Here is a 26,577-nt window from a genome sequence, read left to right as displayed (position 1 = left end):
AGCCGGAACCGAAGCCCCTACCACAGGCGAGCAGGCAGCTTGCCTCGCCAGTCGCCTGCAAGCCCCTCGCGCCGGCGTGGCGGCGCGCAGCCAGCGATCCGCCGACAAACGCGCCCCGCCGGCCAGTCACTTGCCCAGCAAACCCAGCAACGCTTTCGCCGCATCCTCGGACGAGGCCGGGTTCTGCCCAGTGACCAGGCGGCCATCCACCACCACGTGCACACCCCAGTCGGCGCCCTTCTCGTATCGGCCGCCCAGGCGCTGGAATTCGTCCTCGATCAGGAACGGCACCACCTCGGTCAACCCGACCGCCGCTTCCTCGCCGTTGGTGAAACCGGTGACACGGCGCCCCTTGACCAGCGGTGTACCGTCGGCAGCAGTGACCAGGTGCAGCGCGCCCGGCGCATGGCAGACGAAGCCGATCGGCTTGCCGGCACGCTCGAACGCCTCGATCAACGCGATCGAGGTCGGGTCTTCGGCCAGGTCCCACAGCGGGCCGTGGCCGCCGGGATAGAACACGGTGTCGTAATCGGCCATCTGCACATCGGCCAGCGGCCGCGTGTTCGCCAACTGCTGCTGCGCCTCCGGGTCGCCCTTGAAGCGGCGCGTGGCGTCGGTCTGCGCGTCGGCCGCATCGCTCTTGGGGTCCAGCGGCGGCTGTCCACCCTTGGGCGAAGCTAGCGTGATGTCGGCGCCGGCATCCTTGAACACGTAGTAGGGCGCGGCAAACTCCTCCAGCCAGAAACCGGTCTTGTGGCCGGTATCGCCGAGACGGTCGTGCGAGGTCAGCACCATCAGGATCTTCATGCGGATGTCCTTTCGTGGGAAGGCGGCCATGCGCGGGCATGGCCAGGCGCGGCAGTATCGGCAGCCGCGCATTCGCGGCAAGTGAGCGTCGCGCAGCGCCGTTCAGCTCGACCGATCGACACCACAAGCCACCGACGCCACACGCTGCGGCGCCAAGTCACTGACTGCTATGCCGATTCGTTCACCGTGTACGAGAGGCGATAAAGTTGCCAGTCGATGAGGCTGCAGACCACATGCAGGCGACGGCCCTCCATCTGCCAGGCGAAGTCGCCGGTGTCCTGCGTCACTCCATGCGTGTCCGGCTCGCGCTGCATGCACTGCACGATCTGTTCCGGCGTGAAATGGAACTGTAGGCCGAACGGCAGCGCGCCCTGGAACCCGTGACGTCCCAGATCCCCCGCGCGATGGACGTGGATGCCGATGAGGCGCGCGCTGTGCTTTGCCGATCCGCGCAGAATTCCCAGACGTTTGCCGCGCGTGCGCGCGACGTCCAGGCGCAGGCCATGGCGCATGAGATCGTCGTGCACGCGCCCGCCATCCGCCGCCAGGGCATCGGCCGCGTCACTCCATCCCATCGGCTGCAGCGCCGCGCGCACCGCCGGGTCGTCGATCTCCTTCCCCAGCAATGCACCGAGCACATTCAGATCCACCGCCGACGGCGCCGCGGGCGGGCAAGGCAGCGCGCCGATCATGCGCAGGTCGTACAAGTTCGGCCTGCGCACATGCACGATGGCAATGCCGGTGCGGGCCGCGTCGTAGCTGACGGTGACATGCCAGTCGCGGCTCACCCACAGATCCGCCAGCAACCCGTGCAGCATCCGCGTGGCGCGCGGTGGACCCAGCTTGGCGCGGACCGCCGCCGGCGCGTCCGCGAACACCAGGGCGAACGGAAGCGCGGGCGTGTAACCGGCATACCCGGAAATGCCCGGTGCGTAGAACGCGACCTGTTGCAGCACGAAGTCGCCCTCGGGCGCCGGTGCCGACGTGTCGAACAGCCGCCGATAGGCAGCACCATCCTCGTAGATCAGCGCCACGCTCTGGCGCTCGATCTCGTCGATCTCGCTCAGCCGTGCGCGACGGATCGCCTCCGCGTCGTCGGCGCGCGAGGCGCGATGCGGGCGCTCGACCGCCCCGTGCGCACGCAACCAGGCATCGAACCCGGCATGCTCCGGCGAGACACCCAACCACTCCAGCAGTTCCATGGCCGGCATTGCCGGTAGCGCCGGTGACGACACCGGTACGCGCGTCGCGGCAGGCCGCCGCCCATGCCACTGGATCGGCAGGTTCTCGAGGCTGTACCTGTCCGGCAGCGAAAACCGGAACGTCTCTATCTGCGGCGCCTTGCCGCCGGCGAAGAACACCCGCACCAGATAGGGCGCCCGGTAATGCGTCTGCACCCTGCCGCGGCACGGCTCCAGCGGCGACCCCAGCGCCGCCTCCAACGCGGCAGGCGTGGCCGCGAAGGACAAGCCGAACGGCAAGGTCCCGCCGAAGCGACGATGCACGTCCACCGACTCGAACGCGAACCACCCCGCGCCCACCGCCGGCTCGAGTGCGGTCTCGTTGAAGCTGTCGGTGAGGCCGAACTCCAGCGAGAGCGTCTTGTCCCGGTTCTTGATCCGCGTCGTGCAATCGCCCTTCGGCGTCTGCACGATGCCGTTGGTGGCAAGGAAATCCATCAGCGCCGGGCTGGCGGAGGTGTGACCAAGCAGGTCGAGCAGGCGTTCGATGTCCATATGTTCCCGCTGTTCGTTGGGGGGCGATTGTGCCATGTGCATCGACCTGCACAGACGTCCCGCCCTACATGCTTGCCCTACGCCGCCCAACGGCTGCATTCGATCTTCGCCCCCCAATCACCGGCCGACGACGCAAATGCGGCTCCCCCACCATCCCTATCTCGATCTCCACGAGAGCCCGGTCACGCCATACGCCTCTCTGCATTCCCTCGGCCAAGCTTATCTTGCTCGATGACGACTCCAGACCGTGCGGTTACTTCTTCACGACGGGTGTTTCCGGGAGACTCTGGATAACGTCGCCCTTGTCATCCATAAAGTCCAACGATGCCTTCCCGCCGGGAGCGACGGACATGATGATCCTGGGATTTCCGGAATTGTCCGCGAGAATGACGGCAGACGACTTTCCGAGAGTGCGGCCGACAAAGAGCCTCTGCGTCTGCTGACCGCCCGCATCCTTCCACTGCTTCAACAGCGCATCCTTCTGCGGCCCTTCCGGAGCGGCCAGATACTTCTCATAGATTCCCTCGTACTGCTTGGAGAGTCCGCGGTCGAACACGGAAAGGCCGGTCTCCATGGATCCGCCCTCCTCGTAATGATGCAGCGCCAGTTGCTGATCTCCGCCAAACCGATCCATCGAAAGATGCACGCCACCACTGGGCTGCCCATCCTTATCGATGTTGCCGTCATAGATCAGCCCACCGACCTCGTCGCCCACGCCGTTATAGAACAGCATGCCTGGCATCTTGCTCCTTTCGGTTTTCACGACCTTTCCGTCCATCACCGGATCGGGCAGCAATCCGCGGGCCGCCAACACCATGGATCTGGACCCGTCCTCATTGACGATATTGATGCGCTTGACATCTATCTCGGAGAACACCTGCTTGCCGGCAGGGCTTCGGGCACCCATCAGCATCAAGGTCAAAGGAAAGGCAAGCGCCACAGCCGAAAAAATCTTCAGAATTCTATTTTGCCTGCGCAACTGCGCAATGACACCTGCCGCTCCCGCATTCCCATCCTTGCCTTCCGTTATAGACACGCGAGCCTCCCCCGTTAACGATAAATGTGCGGCCCAGAATAAGCACGTGGTTCTTTCTCTTGCAAGCGAGACGACCATGAGTAAATCCTCTCCCCGCCCTGGAAAATAGACATCGAATTTCTTTTATTTTTCAAGTGCCGAACGGCCGGCAGCCCGCAATGCGAGGTTGCAATCGCCATCCCCAGAACGATGCAGTGGCATTCGACGCTTTCGATCGTCCACGCGGCAGCGCCCCACGAATGCTTCCCGCCTCGTGCGGCGCCAGCTCCTTGATTTCCGGATCGCCCCCTACTCCACCTGGTCCATGCGGATGCGGTTGGCGAACAGCGAGAACGCCAGCATCCCGGCCAGGCCGCTGGCGCGGGCGACCCAGCTCGGCAGCCAGCGCGGCGGCGCCAGCACGCCGGCTTCGAACAGCGGCGCGAACGCGGCCACGTCCTCCAGCGCCATCTTGCCGGCGAACAGCCAGCGGCACAGCGGCAGGCGGTCGCGCTGCAGCGCCTGCCGGAAGAAGGTGTGCACCGACACCAGCCCGCGCAGGTACACCGTGTCCTTGGTGAACGCGGCGCCGCCGGCGGTAGGCACGCCGCGGAACACGCGCTGCGCCGAGGAGAAGCTCTCCGCCGGCGCTTGCCCGGCCGCGTCGAAGTAGCGGAACACCTCGATGAAGTCGGCGCCGTCGCGGGCCAGCGCGATCGCCTCGATGCGCAGGCTGATCCGCTTCATCCGCTCGATGTCGATGCTGCCGGTGATCTGCTCGGCGAAGGTCGCCAGGCCCTCCTGCGTCGCCGTCGTGCGCGGCGAGGACAATGCCAGGCTCGGCAACTGCACCTGCTCGCGGCCGTTGAGCGCGGTCAACGAATGCACCAGCGCTTCATGGTGGAACAGCTGCGCGCGGTCGTAGCCGCTGAACGAGGCGCCGGAGCGCAGGCGGATGCGGTGCGCGCCGGCCGCGGCCTTGGCCAGCAGCTCCGGATCCAGTTCCACCGCGATCACCCGCGCGCCGAAGAATTCGTCCAGGTCGCGTTGCAGCAGCAGGCGCAGCGCGCTGGCCGACACCGGTACCTGCTCCTCGGCCGACAGCAGCTCGCGATCCAGTTCCTGCGCGATGTGGATGAAGTGGCGCGCGGCATCGCGGGTGGTCGGGCCATGCCCGGGCATCGGATCCTCGGGGGCGCCGAACAGCTGCGTCGAGTACGCGCCGACCGCGGGCGTGCCCAGCGACTCCAGCAACGCCGCGGCCAGGTCCCAACTGCGCACCGAGGCCTGCAGGTAGGCGCCGAGCGGATGCGCAGCATCGGCCGCCTGCGCGATCGCCGCCAGCTCGCGGCGCGTGTCGACGAAATCCAGCCGCGGGTACTGCACCTGCGGCAACCGCGGCTGGCCGCGCGCCACGCTGTCCAGGAACGGCGCCTGCAACGCCGCCGGCCAACTCGCCAGAGCGAGCAGGCGGATGCCGCGTACCGCCTTGACCAATCGCGCATCGAGCGCGGCGTGGTGGCGGATGTCGGCGGGCAGCGCGGTCATCGCGAACCTGGGCGCGTACGGCGACGGGTCAGCGGCGCAGGGTGCGCGGTGGCGGTCGCCGGCCGCCGGGCTTGCCCGGCCCCGGCTTGCCGGCCTTGCCGGCGGCCGCGTTCTGCGCCTGGCGCTGCGCCAGCTTGCCGGCGGCGCCGGCGACCTCCTCGCGCAGCTTCAGGTAATTGGCCAGGCGCGCCGCGTCGATCTCGCCACGCTCGATCGCCGCCTGCACCGCGCAGCCCGGCTCGGCGTGGTGCGCGCAGTCGTTGAAACGGCACTGCGCGGCCAGCGCCTCGATGTCGGCGAAACCGCCCTCGGCCAGGTCCTCCTCGCCGGTGGGCTTGAGTTCGCGCATGCCCGGCGTATCGATCAGGCACGCGCCCGAGGGCAGCGGCAGCAGCGCGCGGTGGGTGGTGGTGTGGCGGCCGCGCGAATCGTTCTCGCGCACCGCCGCGGTGCGCATCTTCTGCACCCCGAGCAAGGTGTTGGTGAGCGTGGACTTGCCGGCGCCGGACGAGCCGACCAGCACCGCGGTGCGCCCGGCGCCCAGCCAGGGCCGCAGCGCCGCGACGCTGTCGGCCTGCTTGGCGTTGACGGTCAGCAGCGGAATGTCCTGCGCCGCCAGTTCCTCCAGCACCGCCAGCGCATCGTCGGCGTACTCGGTGAGATCGGCCTTGGTCAGGATCACCACCGGCGCGGCGCCGCCGCCGCCGACCAGCAGCAGGTAGCGCTCGATGCGGCGCGGATTGAAGTCCGCATCCAGCCCGCAGACGATGAACACCGTATCGATGTTGGCCGCGATCACCTGCTGGTGGTAGTGCTCGCCGGCCGCGCCGCGCTTGATCGCGGTGCGCCGCGGCAGCAGCGCGACGATGCGCTTGCCGTCCTCCAGCAGCACCCAGTCGCCCACCGCCGCGCGCTCGTGGCTGGGGAAGCGCGGCCGCTGCCACTCCGGCAGCGACTCGACCTTGAAGCCGGTGTCCACCGCATCGGCCACCACGTAGCCGGTGCGGTGCTGCTCGCTGACCCGCGCCGGCCGCGCCAGCGGGTGCGCGTCGAACAGCGCGCGCCAGGCCGGCTCCTCGGGCAATCCGGGCCAGGGCCAGCCGATGGGGCGCAGTGCGTCGAAGTCGATCGGAGGGGAGGTCATGGGCGGATTCTAGACGGTGCCGGCCCGGCCCGGCCGCCATGTCGCATTTCCGTTACCATGCCGGTTCCACGCCCCCACCGGCCAATGCAATGCCCACGCCCCCGATCAAGCCGCTCGCGATCCGCGAACGCCTGTCCGAAGTCCGCTACGAAATCCGCGGCGAACTGGCGCGGCGAGCCCGGGAGCTGGAGGCGCAGGGGCGCAAGCTGATCAAGCTCAACATCGGCAATCCCGGCGCGTTCGGGTTCCGCGCGCCGGAACACCTGCAGCGCGCGATCGCCGACGACATGGGCCGCACCGATCCCTACACCCACCAGCAGGGCCTGCCGGAGGCGCGCGAGGCGATCGCCGCGGCCTACGCGCGGCGCCAGCACCCGGATGCGCATCCGGACCGCATCTTCGTCGGCAACGGCGTCAGCGAGCTGATCGACCTGTCGCTGCGCGCGCTGCTCAACCCCGGCGACGAAGTGCTGGTGCCCTCGCCCGACTACCCGCTGTGGTCGGCCGCCACCATCCTCAACGACGGCCGCCCGGTGTACTACCGCTGCGCGCCGGAGAACGGCTTCCAGCCCGACCCGGTGGAGATCGAGACGCTGGTGTCCTCGCGCACCCGCGCCATCGTGCTGATCAACCCGAACAATCCCAGCGGCGCCAGCTATTCGCGCGAGCTGCTGGAGAAGATCGTGGCGATCGCGGCCAAGCACAACCTGCTGCTGATGGTCGACGAGATCTACGACCAGGTGCTTTACGACGACGCCGCCTTCGTGCCGGTCGCGCCGCTGGCCGGCGAGCATCCGTGCATCAGCTTCGGCGGCCTGAGCAAGGTGCATCGCGCCTGCGGCTGGCGGGTGGGCTGGGCGCTGCTGTCCGGCGCCGCCGAGCGCGTCACCGAGTTCCGCAACGCGATGGACCTGCTCGGCGCGCTGCGCCTGTGCGCCAACGTGCCGGGCCAGTACGCGATCGACGCGGCGGTCAACGGCCCGGATACGATCTCGCCGCTGTGCGCGCCGGGCGGCCGCCTGTACGAGACCCGCCGCGCGGTGATCGAGGCCTGCGCGGCCAGCGAGCATCTGTCGCTGGCGCAGCCGGCCGGCGCGCTGTACGCGTTCCCGGCGGTGGTCGGCGCGGCCGCGCGCGCCTTCGACGACCACGATTTCGCGCTGGAGCTGATGAACGACGAAGGCGTGCTGGTGGTGCCCGGCTCCAGCTTCAACGTGCCCTACCGCCACCATTTCCGGGTGACCCTGCTGCCGGAGGCGGCGGTGATGCGCGAGGTGTTCGCGCGCATCGACCGCGTGCTGGCGCGGCGCGCCGAGGCGGCGACCAAGGTGGTGCCGCTGAAGCCGCGCAGTGTGGCTGCGGGGCGGTGAATCGGGAATGGGGAATGGGAATTGGCAAAGCGTTTGCCGTTCCTGCGACCGCGAATCCCGGTGACGTGGCAGCCTTCGGTGTTGCGTAGATGAGCCAGGGCAGTTTCGCCACGCTCCAGCAGGTCCCGCTGCGCTATCTGGCGCTGGGCGATTCCTACACGATCGGCGAAGGCGTGGACGCCGACGGGCGCTGGCCGATGCAACTGGTCGCGGCGCTGCGCCGCGACGGCATCGCCATCGCCGATCCGCGGATCGTCGCCACCACCGGCTGGACCACCGACGAGCTCGCGGCCGGCATCGACGCGGCGGCGCCGCAGGGGCCATTCGATCTGGTGACGTTGCTGATCGGGGTCAACAACCAGTACCGCAGGCGCCCCCTCGATGAATACCGCGCGCAGTTCGATGCGCTGTTGCAGCGCGCGATCGGGTTCGCCGACGGGTGGGCGCGGCGGGTGCTGGTGGTGTCGATCCCGGACTGGGGCGTGACCGCGTTCGCGCAGCCGCCCGCGCACGATCCGGCCCGCATCGGCACGCAGATCGATGCGTTCAATGCGGCCGCGCAGGCGTGCTGCCTGGCGCGCGCGGTGCGCTTCGTCGACATCACCACGGCCAGCCGCGATGGCGGCGGCAGCGCGGCGATGCTAGCCGCCGACGGCCTGCATCCCTCGGCGGCGATGTATGCGCGCTGGACCGATCAGGTGTTGCCCGCGGCGCGCGATGCGTTAGCCTAGCGGCGTACGACGCCCCGCTGCCAAGGACCGACATTGCGCGACGCCAGCGCCACCCAGCCCATGACCCGCCCGCAGGCGCAGGCCATCGCCCGCGCCTTCCTGCCCACGCATCCGCTCGGCAATCGCTACGACTACTACTACACGCGCACCAAGCTGCGCACCGATCCGCTGTACCCGGGCGTGCTCGCCGCGCTGCGCGGCACCGACGCGCCGGTGCTGGACCTGGGCTGCGGCCTGGGCCTGCTCGCGCATGCGCTGCGCGCCGACCGCCAGCGGCAGCGCTACCACGGCGTGGACATCGATGCGGCCAAGATCCGCCGCGCCGGCGCCATCGCCGCACGCAACGGGTTGCAGGACACGCGCTTCGAGGTGGTCGACCTGGGCCAGTCCTGGCCCGAGCACCACGGCAGCGTCGCCATCCTGGACGTGCTGCAGTACCTGGACCAGGCCATGCAGGCCAACCTGATCCGCAGCGTCGCGCGCATGCTGACGCCGGGCGCCAAGCTGGTGATCCGCAGCGGCCTCGGCGACAGCAGCGGCCGCGGCCGCACCAGCCGCATCACCGACGTACTCGCGCACCTGGCCGGCTGGATGCAGGAAGTGCCCAAGTGCTATCCCACCCGCGAGAGCCTGCAGACCCAACTCGACGCGGCCGGACTGCAGGCCACGTTCGCGCCGCTGTACGGCAATACCCCGTTCAACAACTGGCTGATCGTCGCCGAGCCGCGCTGAGGCGGTTCGGCGCGCGATGGCCAGGAAATGGCGCGGCGCCACCGCGCGCCGCGCGTTCGGCAACGTCCACCTGCGCCGGCATCGGCGCGCTGCATTCGCGCATCCGCAGGGCAGCGCACAGGCACTGCCGCGCTTCGCCAGCGCCAGCGCCAGCGCCAGCGCCGCGGCGCACGATGCTTATACTGCCGCGTCGCCGATCGCGCGTCGGCGGCGGCGCTCGCATTCCATGGAGGGAACCATGCCCGACCTGGCGATGCGCGCGATGTTCCTCGTCACGCCCGACCGCACCAGCACGCAATGCCCGCCGCCCGCCCGCGGTCGACGCCACCACGGTGCGCGCCGACGCAGCCGGCGCCATGCGCGCTCCTTCTTTCCCATCTTCCCGTGCGCGACCGCGCCGGAACGGTTCTTCCCGCCCTTGGAGCTTCCATGACCTCCCCAACTCCTGCCCCCTATTCCGGCCTCGGCATCGCTTCGTTCGCCGTCAGCCTGATCGCCGCGGTGCTCAGCTTCGCGCTGATCGCCCTCAGCGGCGTGCTGTCGTATACGCGGCCCGACGGCCTGGACGAGGAATCGCTGGCGGCGATCCTGATCGGCCTGGGACTGATGATCACCGTCTTCGCCGAACTCGCCGCGGCCGGGCTGGGCGTCGGCTGCCTGTTCCAGCGCGACCGGCGCAAGCTGTACGGCGTACTCGGACTGATCTTCTCGATCGCCACCCTGCTCGTCATCGTCGCGCTGCTGGCGTTCGGGCTCATGCAGGAAAGCTGAGGCCGGCGCTGGCCTTGGGCGTCATGTCCGCAGCCCCTTCGATGTCCCGGCTCGGCAGCAGGCGCGCGCACCGCAAGCGCGACGGTCGCCGCTACTGCGGCACCACGCTGCTGTAGCCGCGCTCCTGCACGGCCTGCAGCACGCCCGCCACGATCGCCACGTTGTGCCCATGCGCCGCGCCCTCGTGCAGCAGCACGATCGCGCCGGGCGCGAGGTCGCGCACGATGCGCGCGACCGTGGCCTGGGGATCGCAGGCCACGCCATCGAAGCCGCGCGCGCTCCAGGCGACGCGGGTCAGCCCGTGGCGGCGCAGCGGCGCGGCGACGAAGGGATTGGTCATGCCCACCACCGAGCGGTACCAGCGCGGGGCACTGCCGGCGATGGCGGACAGCGCCTGCTGCGCCTGGTCGATCTCGCGCGCCATGCGCCGCGGACCCAGCGCCCAGAACCAGGCCTGCGGATGGGTGTGGCTATGGTTGCCGATGCCGTGGCCGCGGCGCAGGATCTCGCGTACGAGATCGGGACGCGCGGCGGCGCGTTCGCCGACCAGGAAGAACGTGGCCTTGGCCTGGTGGCGGTCGAGCAGGTCCAGGATCGGCCCGGTGTCGTCGGACGGGCCGTCGTCGATGGTCAGCCATACCCGCGGCGCGGCGCCCGGCAGGCGGCTGAGGACCGGGCCGTAGAGCCAGGCGCGCGGCAGGAATACCGGCAGCACGAACGCGGCGTGCGAGGCCAGCAGCGCCGGCAGCCCGATGCGCCAGCCCCAGGCCCACCAGAGCGCGGCGACCAGCGCCTGCGAGGCCAGCGCCCAGGGCAGCCAGCGGTACGGGTGGTTGGGCACGCGATGCAGCGTTTCCGGAACTGTCATGCCCCATGATGCCATGGGGCGTAGAATGGCTGGTCCGACTCAGCGACCGAATCACTGCCATGTCCCTCGATCCCGCCCTGCGTTCCCGCATCGAAGCGTTGCTCACCTCCAACCGCGTCGTGCTGTTCATGAAAGGCCAGCCGAGCATGCCGCAGTGCGGGTTCTCCGCCAAGGCGGTGGGCGCGCTGAACGAGCTGGGTGTGGACTTCGCCCACGTCAACGTGCTGGCCGACCAGGACATCCGCGAAGGCATCAAGGTCTACGGCGATTGGCCGACGATTCCGCAGCTGTACGTGAACGGCGAGCTGATCGGCGGCAGCGACATCATCCTGCAGATGGCCGGCAGCGGCGAACTGAGCGAACTGCTCGGGCTCGAGGCACCGGACCGCACTCCGCCGTCGATCACCATCACCGACGCGGCCGCGGAAATGCTGCGCGGCGCGCTGGCCGATGCGCCCGGCGCGACCCTGGCGCTGGCGATCGACGCGCAGTTCCAGCCGAATTTCCAGCTCGCCCCGACCGATCCCACCGCCATCGCCGCCGAATCCAACGGCCTGCGCGTGCAGTTCGACCTGGCCAGCGCGCGCCGCGCCGACGGCATCACCATCGACTGGGTCGACGACCTGCGCGGCCGCGGCCTGGCCATCGACAACCCCAACGCGCCCAGGCCGGTGCAGGACCTCAGCCCGCGCGACGCCGACGACCAGGTGCGCGCCGGCGGCCTGATCCTGGTGGACGTGCGCCCGCCGGAAGAGCGCGCGGTCGCCTCGGTGAACGTGCCGTTCCGCACCCTGGATGGCGATCAGCGCGCGCAACTGGAAGCGCTGCCGAAGGACACCGCGCTGGCGTTCCTGTGCCACCACGGCGGGCGCAGCGCGCAGGCCGCCGAACAGTTCCGTGCGCTGGGCTTCACCCGCGTGCACAACGTGGTCGGCGGCATCGACGCCTGGGCCGACCAGGTCGACAGCGGCGTGGCCAAGTACTGAACGACGCCACGCAGGACGGCGACACACCGCGGGCGGCCACTGGGTCGCCCGTTTTTTATGAAGCACTTCGGCGGAGAGCGATTTCGATGATGCGTACCCTGCGATGCTGCATGGCGACCCTGCTCGGCGTGGCCGCCGCGTCCGCTGCCGCCGCGCCCGGCGCGGCGCAGCCCACGCCGCCCCCGGCGGTGCTCTACGTCGCTCCGCTCGGCGGGGACGCCACGGTGATGAGCTACGTGCCGGTGCGCAATACCCCATCGGACGAGGCCGACCTGGCGAACTGGCGCGGGCTGAAGCGGCCGATGCGGGTGTTCGTCGATGGCGCCGAGCGCGGCATGGCCACGCCGCTGGGCTTCTCGATCGACGACAACACCATGTGCGGCGGCGACCTGCGCGTGCGCTTGAAGACCGCGCACGGCCCCACCTTGGCGCAGGACGCCCTGCTCGCCTCGTTCGACCTCAATCCCGGCCAGCGCTTCGTTCGCCGCGATCTGGACGCACCGCAGCAACGCGCGCTGCTGCAGGCGCTGGGCAACGATCCGTCCCTGCGCAAGCGCCTGCCCGCGGCGGCGCTGAAGGCGCTGCTGGCGAAACTCGCGACGCCACCGGCCGATGCGGCACGGATGCTGACGGTGATCGCCGATACGACGCGTCCCGGCCACGAGATCGCCGTGGTCACCGCCAGCGCCTACGGCCCGGCGGCGCCCGCGACGGCCGACGACGCGCCATCGGCCAAGCTGGCCACGCTGCTGGCGGTGCTGGAACGCGGCGAGACCGGCTGGCGCCTGCGCAAGAGCGTCGCCGACTACGGCTGCGACGATTGCGACGAGCGCCACGACGACTACGCCGTGCTGCAGTTCGCCGACATGGATGCCGACGGTACCGTGGACTTCCTGATCCAGCACTCCGGTTACGAAACCCACGGTTTCTGGCTGCTGCACGCGGTCGACGGTGCATGGAAACTCGAGGACCTGGTCGGCGGTTGCTGAGCGCCGCCCGCCGTCGCAAGAAGCTTGCCCCCGCACTGTAGGAGCGGCTTCAGCCGCGACACACGCTCACCGTAGCCCCTGTCGCGGCTGAAGCCGCTCCTACAAGAGCGCCGCGCGTCGTCCGCCGCTCACCCCGCGAAGCCGCCCTCATCCAGGAAGCGCTGTTCTTCCTGCGTCGTCTCCCGCCCCAGCGCCGCATTGCGATGCGGGAAGCGGCCGAAGCGCTGAATGATCTCCTCGTGCTGCACCGCCCACTGCAGGCAGTCGGCGTCGCCCAGCGCGCTGAACAGTTCCACCGCCTCGCGCTGCAGCGCCGGATCTTCGGCATGCTCGTACGGCAGGTAGAAGAACATGCGCAGCTCCGGCTCCACCTGCCGGTCGTGGCCGGCCGCCAGCGCCAGCCGCGCGTAGCGCCGCGCCAGGCCGTCGGTGGCGTACGCATGCGCGCTGCCGCGGAACGCGTTGCGCGGCACCTGGTCGAGCAACAGCAACAGCGCCAGCGCGCCCTCGGCGCTGTCCAGCCACGCCGGGTACTCGCCACGCGCCGCGGCATGGTGCGCGTCGAGCAGATGCTGGCGCACGTTCGCATCGAACGACTCATTGGTGGCGAACCAGCGCGCGCGACCGGCGCTGCGCCAGAATTCCACGACGGCGTGGGGCAGGATCTGTGACATTGCGGCTCCATCGGTCGGCATTGGGCTTCTATACCCGATCCCACGTCGGCAGACGGTGTGCGGCGAGCGCTCCGCGGGCTGTCGGCGCAGCGCGATCGACCCTGCCGACCGCACCCGGACCATCGCTCCGCCGTTCCACCATGCTTCCGCAAAATCGCATCGGCCGAGGCGGCGCCGTACCGCGCTGCCAACGAGCCTCTGCCGGGCCAGGCATCCGCCTGCCAGCTCGCCTTTGCGAATCCCCAATCCCGAATCCCAAATCCCGCCGCACGACACTTGGCAAGCGCGCCGGCTCGGGCTAGCGTGCGCAGGCGGCTGCATCGCGGCAGCCAACATCCGGGGACAATCTGATGCGTCATCTGCTGCTCGCCTGCCTGGGCGTGGCGCTGTGCGGCCCTGCCGCGGCGGCCTCGCGCTTCGTCGAAGACCCCTACCCCAGCACCTACCGGCCGCTGGCATCCACGCCGGTGCTGATCGAGCACGCCACCGTGCTGACCGGCAACGGCGAACGCCTGGACGACGCCGACGTGCTGCTGCAGGACGGCCGTGTGCAGGCGGTGGGCCGCGCGCTCGCCGCCCCGGCCAACGTCACCCGTATCGACGGCCACGGCAAGTGGGTCACGCCCGGCATCATCGATGTGCACTCGCATCTGGGCGTGTACGCCAGTCCCGGCGTCGGCGCGCACAGCGACGGCAACGAGATGACCGCGCCGGTGACGCCCAACGTCTGGGCCGAGCATTCGGTGTGGCCGCAGGATCCCGGCTTCGGCACCGCGCTGGCCGGCGGCGTCACCGCGTTGCAGGTGCTGCCGGGCTCGGCCAACCTGGTCGGCGGCCGCGGCGTGACCCTGAAGAACGTGCCCGCCACCACCTACCAGGCGATGAAGTTCCCCGGCGCGCCGTGGGGGCTGAAGATGGCCTGCGGCGAAAACCCCAAGCGGGTCTACGGCGAAAAGGGCGGCCCGGCCACGCGCATGGGCAACGTCGCCGGCTACCGCGCCGCGTTCATCGACGCCAGCGAGTACCTGCGCAAGAACGCGCCGAAGAAGCGGGCGCCGGAGAAGCGCCACTGGTGGAGCCGTGGCGCCGGCGACAACGACAGCAGCGGCGACAGCGGCGGCAAGCGCGACCTGAAGCTGGACACCCTGGCCGGCGCGATCAACGGCGACATCCGCGTGCACATCCACTGCTACCGCGCCGACGAGATGACCACCATGCTCGACCTGGCCAAGGAGTTCGGCTTCAAGGTCGCCGCCTTCCATCACGGCGTGGAGGCCTACAAGATCGCCGACCGCCTGGCCCAGGAGAACGTCTGCGGCGCGCTGTGGGCGGACTGGTGGGGCTTCAAGATGGAGGCCTTCGACGGCATCCAGGAGAACATCGCCCTGGTCGACCGCCCCGCCAACGGCTGCGCGATCGTGCATTCGGACTCGGAGGAAGGCATCCAGCGGCTCAACCAGGAAGCGGCCAAGGCGATCGCCGCCGGCCGCCGCGCCGGCATCGACATTCCGCCCGAGCGCGCGATCCGCTGGCTGACCAGCAACCCGGCCAAGGCACTGGGCATCGACAAGCAGACCGGCGCGCTGGAGCCGGGCAAGATGGCCGACGTGGTGCTTTGGAACGGCAATCCCTTCAGTTCCTACGCGCTGGCCGAGAAGGTCTACATCGACGGCGCGCAGGTCTACGACCGCGCCGATCGCCGTCTGCAACCCACCTCCGATTTCATGCTCGGCCAGGAGGCTGCCCGATGAGCCGTTCCTACTCGCATGCGCGCCGCGCGTTGACGCAGCGGCTGGCGCTCGCCGCGTGCCTGGCGCTGGGCAGCGTGCCCGGCTTCGCCCAGGACGTGCTGATCCGCGGCGCCACCGTGCATACCGCCAGCGCCCGCGGCACCCTGCAGAATGCCGACGTGCTGGTCCAGGGCGGCACCATCCGCGCGGTCGGCCCCGGCCTGGCGGCGCCGGCCGGCGTGACCGTGGTCGAGGCCAAGGGCCGGCCGCTGACCCCGGCGCTGTTCGGCGGCATCACCGAAATCGGCATCGAGGAAGTGTCCGGCGAATCCTCCACCGTGGACAGCGCGCTGAGCCTGCCGCACGACCAGCCGATGCGCCCGGAATTCGACGTGACCCTGGCCTACAACCCGGACTCGGTGCTGATCCCGGTCGCGCGCGTGGAGGGCATCGGCTTCACCGCGCTCGGCGCCAACAGCGGCGGCGCCTTCATCGCCGGCCAGGGCGGGGTCATGCGCCTGGACGGCGGCCCCGACCCGATCGGCCCGCGCGCGCTGTACGTGCGCCTGGGCAGCGACGCACTGGAACTGAGCGGCAAGTCGCGCGCGGCGCAATGGATGCTGCTCGACCAGTTGGTGGCCGAGGCGCGCGGACGCATGCCGGCCGACTCGCCGCACGCGCTGCTGACCCCGGCCGGACGCGCCGTGCTGGCCAGGTACCTGGCCGGCCAGGGCCGCATCGTGGTGGCGGTGAACCGTGCCGCCGACATCCGCCAGCTGCTGCGCTGGGCCGAGCGCGAGAAGGTGCGCATCGCCATCGCCGGCGGCGACGAGGCGTGGAAGCTGGCGCCGCTGCTGGCGGCGGTGAAGGTGCCGGTGTTCGTCAACGCGCTGGACGACCTGCCCAGCAGCTTCGACCAGATCGGTGCGACCCTGGAGAACGCCGCGCGCTTGAACGCGGCCGGTGTCGCGGTGAGCTTCACCCAGGGCGGCGACGGCGCGCACAACGCGCGCAAACAGCGCCAGCTGGCCGGCAACGCGGTGGCCCACGGCCTGCCCTGGGAGCAGGGCCTGGCCGGGCTGACCCGGGTGCCGGCCGAGGCGCTGGGCGTGGGCGACAAGCTGGGCAGCATCGCCCCGGGCAAGCTGGCCGACCTGGTGCTGTGGGAAGGCGATCCGCTGGACGTGGCGCACTACGCCGAGCAGGTGTGGCTGGGCGGTCGCGCGATCCCGATGCGGTCGCGCCAGACCGAGCTGCGCGATCGCTACATGAAGCAGGCCGGCGCGCTGCCGCGGGCGTATCCGCAGTAGCGATGCCCCGGAGCGTCGTTCGGTGATCTGGTCGCCTGCTAACACCATGTCCTCGCAACGCGCTGGATGCGCTCGCCGCCACCATCCGGCGAGCGCGTCCCCATGAGGTTCTCTATCGAACTGACGTCGAGTTGGACCGTGAAATACGCGGAACGCATCGAGTCCGGATGGGTGTTCGATATGAGCAAAGGCGCATGCTGGCTTCGACTCAGACGCATCGAGGCACTGATCAATGCCGCCATGTCGCCCCTGCACTTCGGCAACGCGATCGACATGTATGTCCTGGGGTTCGAGATCGCGGACTCCCAGGAGGGCTTCACCTTCGAGGAAACCCGCGGCTACGTCAGCTATCGGCCCAAGAGCAAACGGCTGATCTCCGTTGCGCAAATGGACTGGCCGGAGATCCGCTCGATCAGTCCAATGGCGCAATTGGAGCTCTTCAACCAGTCGGTGCTCGGCTCCATCGATCGCGCGGCCAGCGCGCGACGCAAGCCACGGGACTTCGACTTCGCGGCCTTTCGCCTTGCGATGCGCCAGGCCTTGCAATCGCTCGACCCTCGCGCCTGCCTCGTTGCGCTCGACGAGGAGCGATATCCCAGCGCGCCGGCATCGCCAGACAGCGCGAACTGACCCGCCCCAAGCATCATCCCAGCCGCTTCGACTGGCGACGGCACGCACCGCTGATCACCTGCTTTCGCCGCAATCAAGCTGATGCGGTTTGCCCTGTAGGAGCGGCTTCAGCCGCGACGGGCTTTCCCGGGAACGCCTCGTCGCGGCTGAAGCCGCTCCTACAGGACACTTCCCGAAGTCGGCAAAGGCGCCCTGCAGCACGCCGTGGCGCACTGCGCGGCGTGGCCCGAGCCATCAGCAGGCACGCGGCCTTGCCGCGTCCCCGCCACGCATGCGCACCGGTGCCACGCCCATCGCCGGCTCAATGCGCATCGATGGTCGCGCTGACCTTGGCCCAGCCGTTGCCGCGCACCACCTCGAACCCGGCCTCGACCACGTGCAGGTACAGCGCGTTGCTGTAGCGGCGATCCTGGCTGCGGTTGGCCTGCAGCCAGTTCAGGAACGGCTTGACGTCGACGTTGAGGCTGCCGCTGGTGGGAAGGTTGGGCTGCCCGGCGGTGCCGTGCGGGATGAAGGTGTAGACGTAGTAACCCGCAGCGCTGTTGTTGCCCTCCCACAGATCGAACGTATAGCCGCCAGCGCTGATCACGTTGCTGGCAGTGAGCGTGCCGATCGGCCAGGAGTTGTGCCCGCCCCAGATCATCACTTCCAGCTGCGGCACGCCCTTGCTGGTGTCGTGGCGGAAGAACAGGTCGTAGGCGAAGTCACCGCCGAGGTTGCTGCCGCCGGCACTGTAGTTGAACTTGACCGGGATCGTGCTGAGCGAGGACACCTGCCGCGGGAACAGGGTGTCGCTGGTCGGGTTCCAGTCGTAGTGCCAGCCGCGCACGATCGCCGGGTAGCCATAGAGATTGGAACTGGAAAAATTGAAGGTCACCGTCAGCTCCGGCGTGCTGCCGGTGCCGAAGCTGCCCTGGATGACGTTATTGGGGTCGTTGAAATTGTTGACCCAGGCGTAGTGGTTGCCGAAGATCTTGTAGGGCCCGGCCAGCGCCAGCGGCGCGGCCGCCAGGCAGGCGACGGCGAACAGGGTCTGCAGCAGGCGCCGGCGCAGCGAAGCGTGCGGCGTACGGACGCATGGGACTGACGTGGCGATCGGAACGGCGTGCGGGTGATGCATGGCGATGCTCCTGGCCGGTCGGCGCATGACAGCGACACTGCTGTCGCGGCGGACCCTAGCAAGGCGCAGCGGCGGCGAGCTATGAAAAGAAGCGCGCGCGGCATGCGCTGGCGCAATAGCGCTATCCGCTCCAACCTCCGTGCGTGCGACGCTTCCCAGTTCCCGTACCCGGGCGAGACCGGCACTGCCGCGTTGTCTACGCCAGCCGCCAGCCCGACGCCGCGGCGACATGGTCGCTTCGCACTGCAGCATGCGCCGGCCTCCGGCGCATCGCGCTAAGCTGGCCGTGGTCCGCCGGAGAAGCACGATGCGCCTGCACTGGTATTTCGATTTCGTCTCGCCGTTTTCCTATCTGCACTGGCACAAGCTCAAGGCGCTGCCCGCGTTCGCGCAGATCGTGCCGGTGCCGATCGTGTTCGGCGCGGTGTTGCAGCATCTGCACACGCGCGGCCCGGCGGAAATCCCGCACAAGCGCGGCTTCACCTACCAGTTCGTGCAGTGGCAGGCGCAACAGGAAGGCGTGCCGCTGCGCTTTCCGCCGGCGCATCCGTTCAACCCGCTGGCCGCGTTGCGGCTGTGCATCGCCGCCGGCGGCACCCCGCAGGCGATCGACGGGCTGTTCGACTGGCTGTGGCGCGACGGCCGCGCCGGCGACGACGCAACGGCGCTGGCCCCGGTCGCGCAGGCGTTGGGCATCGCCGAAGCGGCCGCCGCCATCGCCGATCCGCAGGTCAAGGCGCAACTGCGCGGCAACACCGAACAGGCCCTTGCCGCCGGTGTGTTCGGCGTGCCGACGCTGCAGATCGACGACACGCTGCTGTGGGGCAACGATGCGCATCCGCTGATGCAGGCGGTCCTGGCCGACCCGCAGCTGCTGCAGCGCGGCGAGATGGCGCGGCTGGCGGACCTGCCGGTCGGCGTGCAACGCGGCGCCTGACCCGGCCGCGCCCTCGCCCACCGTCTGCGCTACCCTAGCCGGCATCGACGAAGCGCGACGCCGGAGGGGGCCAGATGCGTATCGGGATCGTGGTGGATTCTGCCTGCGACTTGCCACAGGACTACATCGCAGACCACAACATCGTGTTGTTGCCGATCAGCGTGCGCATCGGCGAGGCGCTGCTGGCCGATCATCGCGACGAGGAGGCCACCTTGAGCTTCCTGCACGCGCACGTGGCCGAGCATGGCGCCGAGGCGGAGACCATTCCCTTCAGCGTGGCGCAGATCCGCGAGCTGTTCCTGAGCCGGCTGGTGATCGACTACGACCACGTGTTTTGCATGACCATCACCAAGACCCGCAGCCCGATCCACCAGCATGCGCTGCAGGCCAGCTTCGCCATCCTCAACGACTACAAGCCGATCCGGCAGGCGGCCGGGCACACCTCGCCGTTCGCGCTGCGGGTGCTCGACACGCAGAACCTGTTCGCCGCGCAGGCGGTGACCGCGGTGGAGGCGGTGCGGCTGCGCGAGGCCGGCGCCAGCGTGCAGGCGATCCGCGAACGGCTGGAGGAACTGGCCGGCAACGTGCACGGCTACATGATCGCCCGCGACCTGTACTACATGCGCGCCCGCGCGCGCAGCAAGGGCGACCGCAGCGTCGGCCTGCTCAGCGCCGCGCTCGGCACCGCGCTGGACATCAAGCCGGTGCTGCACGGCTATCGCGGCGACACCGCCCCGGTGGCCAAGATCAAGGGCTTCGACGCGGCGGTGCAGAAACTGTTCGCCTTCGTCGGCAAGCGCGTGGCGGCCGGGCTGATGACGCCGACGCTGTGCCTGAGCTACGGCGGCGAACTGAGCGAACTGCGCGCCCTGCCCGGCTATACGGCGCTGCGCCAGACCTGCGAGGCGCACGGGGTGGAAGTGCTGGAAAGCGTGATGAGCCTGACCGGCATGGTCAACGTCGGCAAGGGCGCGATCACCCTCGGCTTCGCCGATGGGCCGCATACCTTCGCCTAGCGCCGCACGCACGCCCACGCGTTGTGTAGGAGCGGCTTCAGCCGCGACCTGGCGTTACCGATGGATCTCGGTCGCGGCTGAAGCCGCTCCTACAGACCCCCACACGTAGACGGCCCACTCACGGCGCCGCCTGCTAGGCTGCGCCGCACCGCTCCAACCGAGATCCGCCATGGCCGTGACCTATTCGATCAGCCTGCCCGACCCCGCCCGCGCACGTGGCAGCGAGCCGACGCTCAGCTTCAGCGCCCACGGCGCCGACGCCTTCGCCGAACAGTTGCAGCAGGCGCTGAGCGACCCGGCCTGGTTCGAGCGCTGGCGCGCGCTGCAGCCCGAACCGGACGAGGTCGACCCGGCGCTGGGCGTGGTCGATGCGTCCGCCCGCGTCAGCGGCAAGCAGGACGATCTGCGCATCGATCTGCTCGCCACCACCAGCATTCCCGGCGATATCCTCAAGCAGCGCATGCGCCTGCTCGCCGGCAGTGGCTGGGAATTGCGCAACGTGCGTTGAGCGCAGCGTCCGCACCGGCCAGGCTTGCACGGCCGCTGTAGGAGCGACTTCAGTCGCGACGGGCGTTACCGATGGAGCGCGTCGCGACTGAAGTCGCTCCCACCGCGCATTGCCAACCGCGATCCCAGGGCCGGGCAGTTAGCGCGCCACGTCGCCCGCCACCGTGTCTGCCGCATGCTGCGGCCAACGCCATTTCAGGTTCACCGCCAGCGTGCCGGACACGATCAGGCCCAGGCCCAGCCACTGCACCGCGACCAGGCGGTGACCGTACAGCAGGTAGTCCAGCAGCAGCGTGACCAGCGGATAGACGAACGCCAGCACCGCGATCGTCGCCACGTGCAGATGCCGGTAGGACGCATAGAACAGCACGTAGACGATGCCGCTGTGGATGACGCCCAGGCCCGCCAGCCATAGCCAATGCGGTCCGGGATGCATGGCGCTGCCGCTGGAGAACCCGACGAGCAGCGCGCTCCCCACCCAGCACTGCACCATCACCACCGCCAGCGGCCGCTCGCGGCTGATGCGCCGCGACAGCAGCAGCGACGCGCCGCACAGCAGCGCCGCAAGCAGGGTCAGCGCGATGCCGAGCAGATAGCCGCGATCGGCCGTCCGCCACAGCCGCGCCGGGTCGGCCGAGCAGGCCACGCCGACGAAGGCCAGCAGCGTCCAGCCGAGGTCGCCACGGCGCGTGCGCTCGCCCTGCAGCAACGCCGCCAGGATCAGCATCACGAACGGAAACACGTGATACACCATCGTCGCCACGCCGATCGACGAGCGCGCCATGCCGGCGAACAGCGCCACCCAGTTCAGTACCAGCAGCACCCCGCTGAGCGCGGCGTCGCGCAGCAGCCTGCGCTCGCGCCACAGCCCGCGCAGCTGGCCGCCGAACAGGCCGCACACGGTGAGGAACAGCGCGCCGAACAGGCAACGGTAGAACACCGCGGTCACCGGATCCTGGCCGCTCTCGTGCACGAACACGCCGACCGAGCCGATCAGCACCTCCGCCAGCAGCAATTGCCACAGCGCGCGGCGCGCGGCGCCCGCGGGAACGGCGGCCGCGCTCACGACGCGATCGTCCCGTGCAGGTACAGCACCGCGCTGCCGCGCACATGGACGTGTTGCGCCTCGACCCGGCAACCGAGTTCGCCACCACGGGCCGAGGCCTGCCAGGCGGTCAGCTGCGGCTTGCCCAACACCCGTGCCCACAGCGGCGCCAGCGCGGCGTGGATGGACCCGGTGACCGGGTCCTCGGCACCGCCGTTGGCCGGCCAGAAGTAGCGCGACACGAAATCGTGCTGGCGGCCCGGCGCGGTGACCGCGACGTCGCGCGGCGCCAACGCCAGCATCCGCGCCAGGTCCGGTACCAGCGCGCGCACCTGGTCCTCGTCCGCGTAGACGGCGATGTACGCCTGGGCATTGGCGTAGACCGCCTGCGGCGCGATCGACAAGGCGGCGTACAAGGCCGATGGCGGCGCTTCCAGCACCTGCGGCGCCTGGTTCGGGAAGCGCATCTCGAAGCTGCCGTCGGCGCACCGCGCCACGCCGAGTTCGCCCACCGCCGCCGCGCGCAGCCGCAGCGGGAACGGCGCCAGCCGCTGGCGGTCGATCACGAACGCGCTGGCCAGCGTGGCGTGGCCGCAGAAGCCGACTTCCTTCAGCGGCGAGAACCAACGGATGTCGAACACGCCATCGGCGCCGCGCACGAAGAACGCGGTCTCCGACAGGTTGTTCTCGCTGGCGATGGCCTGCATCGACGCATCCGGCAGCCACGCCGGCAGCGGCACCACCGCGGCCGGATTGCCCTTGAAGCGGACCGTACTGAAGGCATCGACGACGAACAGGGAGAGCGACACGGTTGACCTCGCGATGGCCGGCGGACGCCGGCACGATGCTCGGCAAGGCAGCAGTGTGCGGCCGGGCGCACGACCATTACAGATTCAGATACGCTGTAAATGCACCGATACAGATGAGGCGCCCGCATGCTCTTGTACGAAGCGCTCGCCGCGCAGTTGCGCCAGCAGATCGAGCGCGGCACGCTGCGCGCCGGCGAACGCCTGCCGTCGATCCGGCAATTGGCCGCCAGCCACGGCATCAGCGCCGCCACCGCGGTGCAGGCCTGCCTGCAACTGGAACGCGAAGGCCGGGTGCAGGCGCGCGCGCGCTCGGGTTACTTCGTGCGCGCCGCCGCCGCGCCACTGGCGGCCACCACCGCGCCGATGCGCCGGCGCAGCCCGGGCATGGTCGACAACCCGGCGCTGCAGGGCGTGCTCGACATGCTCGCGCGTTCGGACCTGGTGCCGCTGCACACCGCCACGCCGGCGCCGGCATTGCTGCCGGGCGCGCAACTGGCGGCCGCCCTGTCGCGGCAACTGCGCCGCAACCGCGGCGTCGCCCTCGACTACGCGCCGCCGCAGGGCCATGCCGCGCTGCGCCGGCAGATCGCGCAGCGCTATGCGCACTGCGCGACCACCGTGGCCGCGGACGAAGTGGTGGTGACCGCCGGCGCGATGGAGGCGATCAGCCTGGCGCTGCGCACCCTGACCGCGCCCGGCGACGTGGTGGTGGTGGAGACGCCCACCTACCACGGCATCCTGCAGGCGGTCGCGGCCTTGCGGCTGAAGGTGCTGGAAGTGCCCAACCGCGCCGGCCACGGCATCGACGCCGCGCGCCTGGACGCACTGCTGCAGCGCACCCCCGCGCGCGCCGCGGTGCTGGTGCCCAACTTCAACAATCCGCTCGGCAGCCTGACGCCGGACAGCGCCAAGCGCGCACTGCTGGACAGCTGCGCGCGCCACGGGACCGTGGTGATCGAGGACGACATCTACGGCGAGCTGGACTGGTCCGGGCAGCGGCCGCGCCCGCTGCGCCACTTCGACCGCCACGGCAACGTGATCACCTGCGGCGCGTTCTCCAAGGTGCTGGCGCCGGGCCTGCGCGTGGGCTGGCTGCTCGGCGGCGCCTGGACCGACGCGCTGGTCCGCGCCAAGTACTTCTCCACCATCGGCGGCGCCAGCCTGCCGCAGCTGGCGCTGGCCGACTACCTGCAGCGGCACGACCTGGAACGGCATCTGCGCAAGCTGCGCCGCACCCTGGCCGACAATGGCCAACGCCTGCGCGAGGCGATCGTGCGGCACTGGCCGGCCGACACCAGGGTCGGCGATCCCGCCGGCGGGCTGTCGCTATGGCTGCAGTTGCCCGAGGCCGGCAGCGGCCAGGCGCTGTTCGAGGCGGCGCTGGCCGAGGGGATCGGCACCTCGCCGGGGCACCTGTATTCCAGCCGCGGCGACTACGCCGACCACCTGCGCCTGACCTGCGGCCAGCCCTGGAGCGACAACCTGGAACGGGCGATGCGGCGGCTGGGCGCGCTGGCCGGACGGCTCCCACGCTGAGCCGGTGACGCTTGGCTGCGGCAGGGAATACAGACACGCAGGGACGGTGCCACGCGCGCGCCGAAGCGTGCGCGCCGAAGCTGTCGGGGCGCGCGCCGCCGGCCATGATCCCGATGCGAACTGGATGCCGTACCTCGCGCAGGCGTCGCACCACTGCTGCATGGCAAGTCGCCACGTGCACCCACGGCCCACCAACGTCGACAGCGACACGCCCTGGCCTGCGATCGCGCGCCGCACCGAGGCCGCGCCGATCAACGGCCGTAGGGAGCCCCAGGCGGGACGGCCGAGCCCGCTATGCCGTTGCCGCGCCGATCGCCAGCGCCGCGCAGGCGCCGAGCAACGCGCAACCGAGCATGGCCAAGGCGCTGAGTGGACTGCGCCAGCGCTGCCGCGACAACAACGGTGCGGATTTGCGGCAAGCGAGCATGGGGCGACTCCAGTCCGGACGACACGATGGCGTGGCCGAGGAATCTAGCGAGCCGCCATCTCACCCAACGCGACGGCAATCGCACAACCGCGCATTGGACGACGCGCCGCGCATTTGTTTACGCGTAGCGCCGATACCCGAGCGGAATCGCCATGCAACTGCCACGTCAACGTCATCTTGCCGTCGCGATCGCCACGGCCCGGGGCGGCGAGCACCGACCGGAGGCGTAATGCCAACCACGCCACAAGACGGCGCCAGAGCGGACCTCTGTATCTCCTGATGGGCAACATACCGTGGTGGAAGCGACTTCAGGGCACTTCTGACACCTTCGGGAAGTGCCCTGTAGGAGCGGCTTCAGCCGCGACGGGCTTTACCGGGAACGCCTCGTCGCGGCTGAAGCCGCTCCTACAGGGCCGCACTGCATCCGGCGGATTGTGGCGAAAGCAAGCTACTAGCGGTGTCCTTCCGTCGCCCCCACAACGATGCCCCAGCACGCGCCCTGCCCTCGCCCACAATGCGGAGCGCGCTGCGCTGGGACATGCGACCGCCGACGCCAGCGCACCCGGCGTGCCCGGCGCGCCCGGCGCGCCACCGCAGCACGCTCACCCCTGCAGCGCGCGCGCGTGATGGGCGATGTGCTCGCCGATGAAGCTGGCGATGAAGTAGTAGCTGTGGTCGTATCCAGGTTGCACCCGCAAGGTCAGCGGGTAGCCGGCGGCATCGGCCGCGGCCTGCAGCAACTGCGGCTGCAACTGCTTGTCAAGGAACTCGTCGCCGCCGCCCTGGTCGATCAGCAACGGCAGCCGCTCGGCGGCGCTGCCGATCAAGGCCGTGGCGTCGTAGGCCTTCCAACTGGCGCGGTCCTCGCCGAGATAGGCGGCGAAGGCCTTCTCGCCCCACGGCACCTGCGACGGCGCCACGATCGGCGCGAATGCCGACACGCTGCGATAGCGGCCCGGATTCTTCAGCGCGATGACCAGCGCGCCATGGCCGCCCATCGAATGGCCGCTGATCGCGCGCGCGCCATTGGTGCGGAAGTTGGCCTCGATCAACCCAGGCAGCTCCTGCACCACGTAGTCGTACATCCGGTAGTGCCTGGCCCACGGTTCGCGGGTGGCGTTGACGTAGAAGCCGGCGCCCTTGCCCAGGTCGTAGCCTTCGGCATCGGCGACCTCGTCGCCGCGCGGGCTGGTGTCCGGCGCGACCAGGATCACCCCGTGCTCGGCCGCGTAGCGCTGCGCGCCGGCCTTGGTGATGAAGTTCTGCTCGGTGCAGGTGAGCCCGCTGAGCCAGTACAGCACCGGCAGTGCGGCATGCTCGGCCTGCGGCGGTAGGTACACGGCCACGTGCATCGTGCAGCCGAGCACGCTCGACGTGTGGCGATAGACGTCCTGCCAGCCGCCGCAGCAGGCGTGGTGTTCGATGCGTTCCATTCGGTGGATTCCGGATTGGGGGATGCGGCCGGACCGACGCCGGCCGCATCCGAGACGCCGCCACGGGCGCGCCGTGGCGGCAGGGCTACTGCAACACGCCGCTCTTGCGCGCGACGTGGGTGGAGATCGCGTCCATCAGCGGGGGCGACAGGCAGTCGTACGGCTCCAGCTTCAGTTCGCGCAGGCGGCTGCGCACGCCGTCCATCGCTTCCGGGCGGGTGCCGCTCTCGATGATCGAGGACACGAACGCGGCGAAGCCCGGCGCCGACCAGCCCTGCTGCGACGACAGTTCGGTATGGATGAAGTCCAGCCCGTAGAACGGATGCTCGGTGTTCTCGATGCGGCCGTACATGTGCACGCCGCAGCCGGTGCAGGCGTGCCGGCGGATGGTGGCACTCTCGTCGACCACCTTCAGCTTCTCCTCGTGCACGGTGACCTTGACCTTGTCGCGGCCCACCACCGCCACCACCGAGAACGTCGCGCCTTTCGGCTTCCAGCACTTGGTGCAGCCGCAGGCGTGGTTGTGCGCGGTCTGCGCGCCCACCTCCACGGTGACCTTGTCGGCGGCGCAGTGGCATTCCAGGGTGCCGCCCTGGAAATTCTCCGCGCCCGCCCGCACACCCCCATCCACCGACGGATGAATCGTTACGGTACTCATCATGCCCCTCCCGGGTTCGTTGCGTACCTGCATGCGCGGAAGCGGCCG

General features: G+C 70.0%; 27 protein-coding genes. 14 read left to right on the top strand and 13 right to left on the bottom strand.

Annotated features, from left to right (window positions below; all coding sequences use genetic code 11):
• Window positions 1-126: 126 nt before the first annotated feature.
• The 5 genes from AB3X07_RS04675 to rsgA all read right to left on the bottom strand — a co-directional run bounded on the left by AB3X07_RS04675 (window position 127) and on the right by rsgA (window position 6,250).
• Window positions 127-807: a type 1 glutamine amidotransferase domain-containing protein gene (locus tag AB3X07_RS04675; protein WP_369943188.1), complete on the bottom strand. Its 681-nt coding sequence runs from the start codon at window positions 805-807 to the stop codon at window positions 127-129.
• A 167-nt stretch (window positions 808-974) separates the two neighbouring features.
• Window positions 975-2,543: a hypothetical protein gene (locus AB3X07_RS04670; RefSeq protein WP_369943186.1), complete on the bottom strand. Its 1,569-nt coding sequence runs from the start codon at window positions 2,541-2,543 to the stop codon at window positions 975-977.
• A gap of 253 nt (window positions 2,544-2,796) precedes the next feature.
• Window positions 2,797-3,657 carry a hypothetical protein gene (locus AB3X07_RS04665; protein ID WP_369943185.1) on the bottom strand — a complete coding sequence of 287 codons (861 nt, stop codon included), beginning with the start codon at window positions 3,655-3,657 and terminating at the stop codon, window positions 2,797-2,799.
• Between the two features lie 210 nt (window positions 3,658-3,867).
• Window positions 3,868-5,106, bottom strand: coding sequence for a flavohemoglobin expression-modulating QEGLA motif protein (locus AB3X07_RS04660; RefSeq protein ID WP_369943183.1), 1,239 nt, complete (start codon window positions 5,104-5,106; stop codon window positions 3,868-3,870).
• Window positions 5,107-5,134: 28 nt separating this feature from the next.
• Window positions 5,135-6,250, bottom strand: a complete 1,116-nt coding sequence (gene rsgA / locus AB3X07_RS04655) for a ribosome small subunit-dependent GTPase A (RefSeq protein ID WP_369943181.1) — start codon at window positions 6,248-6,250, stop codon at window positions 5,135-5,137.
• A gap of 89 nt (window positions 6,251-6,339) precedes the next feature.
• On the opposite strand from rsgA, the gene AB3X07_RS04650 reads away from it, so the two are divergent.
• The 5 genes from AB3X07_RS04650 (at window position 6,340) to AB3X07_RS04630 (ending at window position 9,854) form a co-directional block, all read left to right on the top strand.
• Entirely contained in the window at window positions 6,340-7,620 is a 1,281-nt protein-coding gene (locus tag AB3X07_RS04650; protein ID WP_369943179.1) for a pyridoxal phosphate-dependent aminotransferase, read from the top strand.
• A gap of 89 nt (window positions 7,621-7,709) precedes the next feature.
• Window positions 7,710-8,351 (top strand): SGNH/GDSL hydrolase family protein, encoded by a 642-nt coding sequence (locus tag AB3X07_RS04645; protein ID WP_369943177.1) that lies wholly within the window; start codon window positions 7,710-7,712, stop codon window positions 8,349-8,351.
• A 60-nt stretch (window positions 8,352-8,411) separates the two neighbouring features.
• Window positions 8,412-9,083, top strand: coding sequence for a methyltransferase domain-containing protein (locus tag AB3X07_RS04640; protein ID WP_369944650.1), 672 nt, complete (start codon window positions 8,412-8,414; stop codon window positions 9,081-9,083).
• Window positions 9,084-9,099: 16 nt separating this feature from the next.
• Window positions 9,100-9,516 carry a hypothetical protein gene (locus AB3X07_RS04635; RefSeq protein WP_369943175.1) on the top strand — a complete coding sequence of 139 codons (417 nt, stop codon included), beginning with the start codon at window positions 9,100-9,102 and terminating at the stop codon, window positions 9,514-9,516.
• Window positions 9,513-9,854 (top strand): hypothetical protein, encoded by a 342-nt coding sequence (locus AB3X07_RS04630; RefSeq protein ID WP_369943173.1) that lies wholly within the window; start codon window positions 9,513-9,515, stop codon window positions 9,852-9,854. The genes AB3X07_RS04635 and AB3X07_RS04630 overlap by 4 nt, the downstream gene beginning before the upstream one ends.
• Window positions 9,855-9,945: 91 nt before the next feature.
• On the opposite strand, the gene AB3X07_RS04625 is transcribed toward AB3X07_RS04630, so the two are convergent.
• A complete protein-coding gene (locus tag AB3X07_RS04625) occupies window positions 9,946-10,737 on the bottom strand; it encodes a polysaccharide deacetylase family protein (RefSeq protein WP_369943171.1) in 792 nt (263 codons plus the stop codon).
• A gap of 44 nt (window positions 10,738-10,781) precedes the next feature.
• Between AB3X07_RS04625 and grxD the strand changes: the two genes are divergently transcribed.
• Together grxD and AB3X07_RS04615 are read left to right on the top strand one after the other, a co-directional pair.
• A complete protein-coding gene (gene grxD, locus AB3X07_RS04620) occupies window positions 10,782-11,708 on the top strand; it encodes a Grx4 family monothiol glutaredoxin (RefSeq protein WP_369943169.1) in 927 nt (308 codons plus the stop codon).
• Window positions 11,709-11,797: 89 nt separating this feature from the next.
• The gene (locus AB3X07_RS04615; protein WP_369943167.1) at window positions 11,798-12,697 is read left to right on the top strand and encodes a hypothetical protein; all 900 of its coding nucleotides are present in this window, start codon (window positions 11,798-11,800) and stop codon (window positions 12,695-12,697) included.
• A gap of 128 nt (window positions 12,698-12,825) precedes the next feature.
• On the opposite strand, the gene AB3X07_RS04610 is transcribed toward AB3X07_RS04615, so the two are convergent.
• Entirely contained in the window at window positions 12,826-13,371 is a 546-nt protein-coding gene (locus AB3X07_RS04610; RefSeq protein ID WP_369943165.1) for a DUF924 family protein, read from the bottom strand.
• Between the two features lie 350 nt (window positions 13,372-13,721).
• On the opposite strand from AB3X07_RS04610, the gene AB3X07_RS04605 reads away from it, so the two are divergent.
• From AB3X07_RS04605 to AB3X07_RS04595, 3 genes are all read left to right on the top strand, one after another.
• Entirely contained in the window at window positions 13,722-15,122 is a 1,401-nt protein-coding gene (locus AB3X07_RS04605) for an amidohydrolase (protein ID WP_369943163.1), read from the top strand.
• Window positions 15,119-16,411: an amidohydrolase family protein gene (locus AB3X07_RS04600; RefSeq protein WP_369943161.1), complete on the top strand. Its 1,293-nt coding sequence runs from the start codon at window positions 15,119-15,121 to the stop codon at window positions 16,409-16,411. The genes AB3X07_RS04605 and AB3X07_RS04600 overlap by 4 nt, the downstream gene beginning before the upstream one ends.
• Window positions 16,412-16,513: 102 nt before the next feature.
• Window positions 16,514-17,041, top strand: a complete 528-nt coding sequence (locus AB3X07_RS04595; protein ID WP_369943159.1) for a hypothetical protein — start codon at window positions 16,514-16,516, stop codon at window positions 17,039-17,041.
• A gap of 301 nt (window positions 17,042-17,342) precedes the next feature.
• Here AB3X07_RS04595 and AB3X07_RS04590 read toward each other — a convergent pair whose 3' ends face one another.
• Window positions 17,343-18,161, bottom strand: coding sequence for a GH12 family glycosyl hydrolase domain-containing protein (locus tag AB3X07_RS04590; protein WP_369943157.1), 819 nt, complete (start codon window positions 18,159-18,161; stop codon window positions 17,343-17,345).
• A 307-nt stretch (window positions 18,162-18,468) separates the two neighbouring features.
• On the opposite strand from AB3X07_RS04590, the gene AB3X07_RS04585 reads away from it, so the two are divergent.
• The 3 genes from AB3X07_RS04585 (at window position 18,469) to AB3X07_RS04575 (ending at window position 20,622) form a co-directional block, all read left to right on the top strand.
• Entirely contained in the window at window positions 18,469-19,098 is a 630-nt protein-coding gene (locus AB3X07_RS04585; RefSeq protein ID WP_369943156.1) for a 2-hydroxychromene-2-carboxylate isomerase, read from the top strand.
• 74 nt (window positions 19,099-19,172) lie between these two features.
• On the top strand, window positions 19,173-20,114 hold the full coding sequence (locus AB3X07_RS04580; RefSeq protein ID WP_369943154.1) for a DegV family protein: 942 nt from the start codon (window positions 19,173-19,175) through the stop codon (window positions 20,112-20,114).
• Window positions 20,115-20,283: 169 nt separating this feature from the next.
• On the top strand, window positions 20,284-20,622 hold the full coding sequence (locus tag AB3X07_RS04575) for a hypothetical protein (protein WP_369943152.1): 339 nt from the start codon (window positions 20,284-20,286) through the stop codon (window positions 20,620-20,622).
• 138 nt (window positions 20,623-20,760) lie between these two features.
• On the opposite strand, the gene AB3X07_RS04570 is transcribed toward AB3X07_RS04575, so the two are convergent.
• Both AB3X07_RS04570 and AB3X07_RS04565 read right to left on the bottom strand, forming a co-directional pair.
• On the bottom strand, window positions 20,761-21,687 hold the full coding sequence (locus AB3X07_RS04570) for a DMT family transporter (protein WP_369943150.1): 927 nt from the start codon (window positions 21,685-21,687) through the stop codon (window positions 20,761-20,763).
• On the bottom strand, window positions 21,684-22,475 hold the full coding sequence (locus AB3X07_RS04565) for a PhzF family phenazine biosynthesis protein (RefSeq protein ID WP_369943148.1): 792 nt from the start codon (window positions 22,473-22,475) through the stop codon (window positions 21,684-21,686). Before AB3X07_RS04565 ends, AB3X07_RS04570 begins: the two co-directional genes overlap by 4 nt.
• Window positions 22,476-22,601: 126 nt before the next feature.
• On the opposite strand from AB3X07_RS04565, the gene AB3X07_RS04560 reads away from it, so the two are divergent.
• Window positions 22,602-24,011: a PLP-dependent aminotransferase family protein gene (locus AB3X07_RS04560; protein WP_369943146.1), complete on the top strand. Its 1,410-nt coding sequence runs from the start codon at window positions 22,602-22,604 to the stop codon at window positions 24,009-24,011.
• 292 nt (window positions 24,012-24,303) lie between these two features.
• Here AB3X07_RS04560 and AB3X07_RS04555 read toward each other — a convergent pair whose 3' ends face one another.
• The 3 genes from AB3X07_RS04555 to gfa form a co-directional block, all read right to left on the bottom strand.
• Window positions 24,304-24,438: a hypothetical protein gene (locus tag AB3X07_RS04555; protein WP_369943145.1), complete on the bottom strand. Its 135-nt coding sequence runs from the start codon at window positions 24,436-24,438 to the stop codon at window positions 24,304-24,306.
• Between the two features lie 602 nt (window positions 24,439-25,040).
• Window positions 25,041-25,871 (bottom strand): S-formylglutathione hydrolase, encoded by an 831-nt coding sequence (fghA, locus tag AB3X07_RS04550; protein ID WP_369943143.1) that lies wholly within the window; start codon window positions 25,869-25,871, stop codon window positions 25,041-25,043.
• Between the two features lie 85 nt (window positions 25,872-25,956).
• Window positions 25,957-26,529 carry an S-(hydroxymethyl)glutathione synthase gene (gfa, locus tag AB3X07_RS04545; protein ID WP_369943141.1) on the bottom strand — a complete coding sequence of 191 codons (573 nt, stop codon included), beginning with the start codon at window positions 26,527-26,529 and terminating at the stop codon, window positions 25,957-25,959.
• Window positions 26,530-26,577: the final 48 nt, after the last annotated feature.

The organism is Xanthomonas sp. DAR 35659 (genome assembly GCF_041242975.1).
Classification (GTDB): Bacteria; Pseudomonadota; Gammaproteobacteria; order Xanthomonadales; family Xanthomonadaceae; genus Xanthomonas_A; species Xanthomonas_A medicagonis.
Note: the sequence above shows the minus strand (reverse complement) of the source record. Positions and strands in the feature narration are given on the sequence as shown.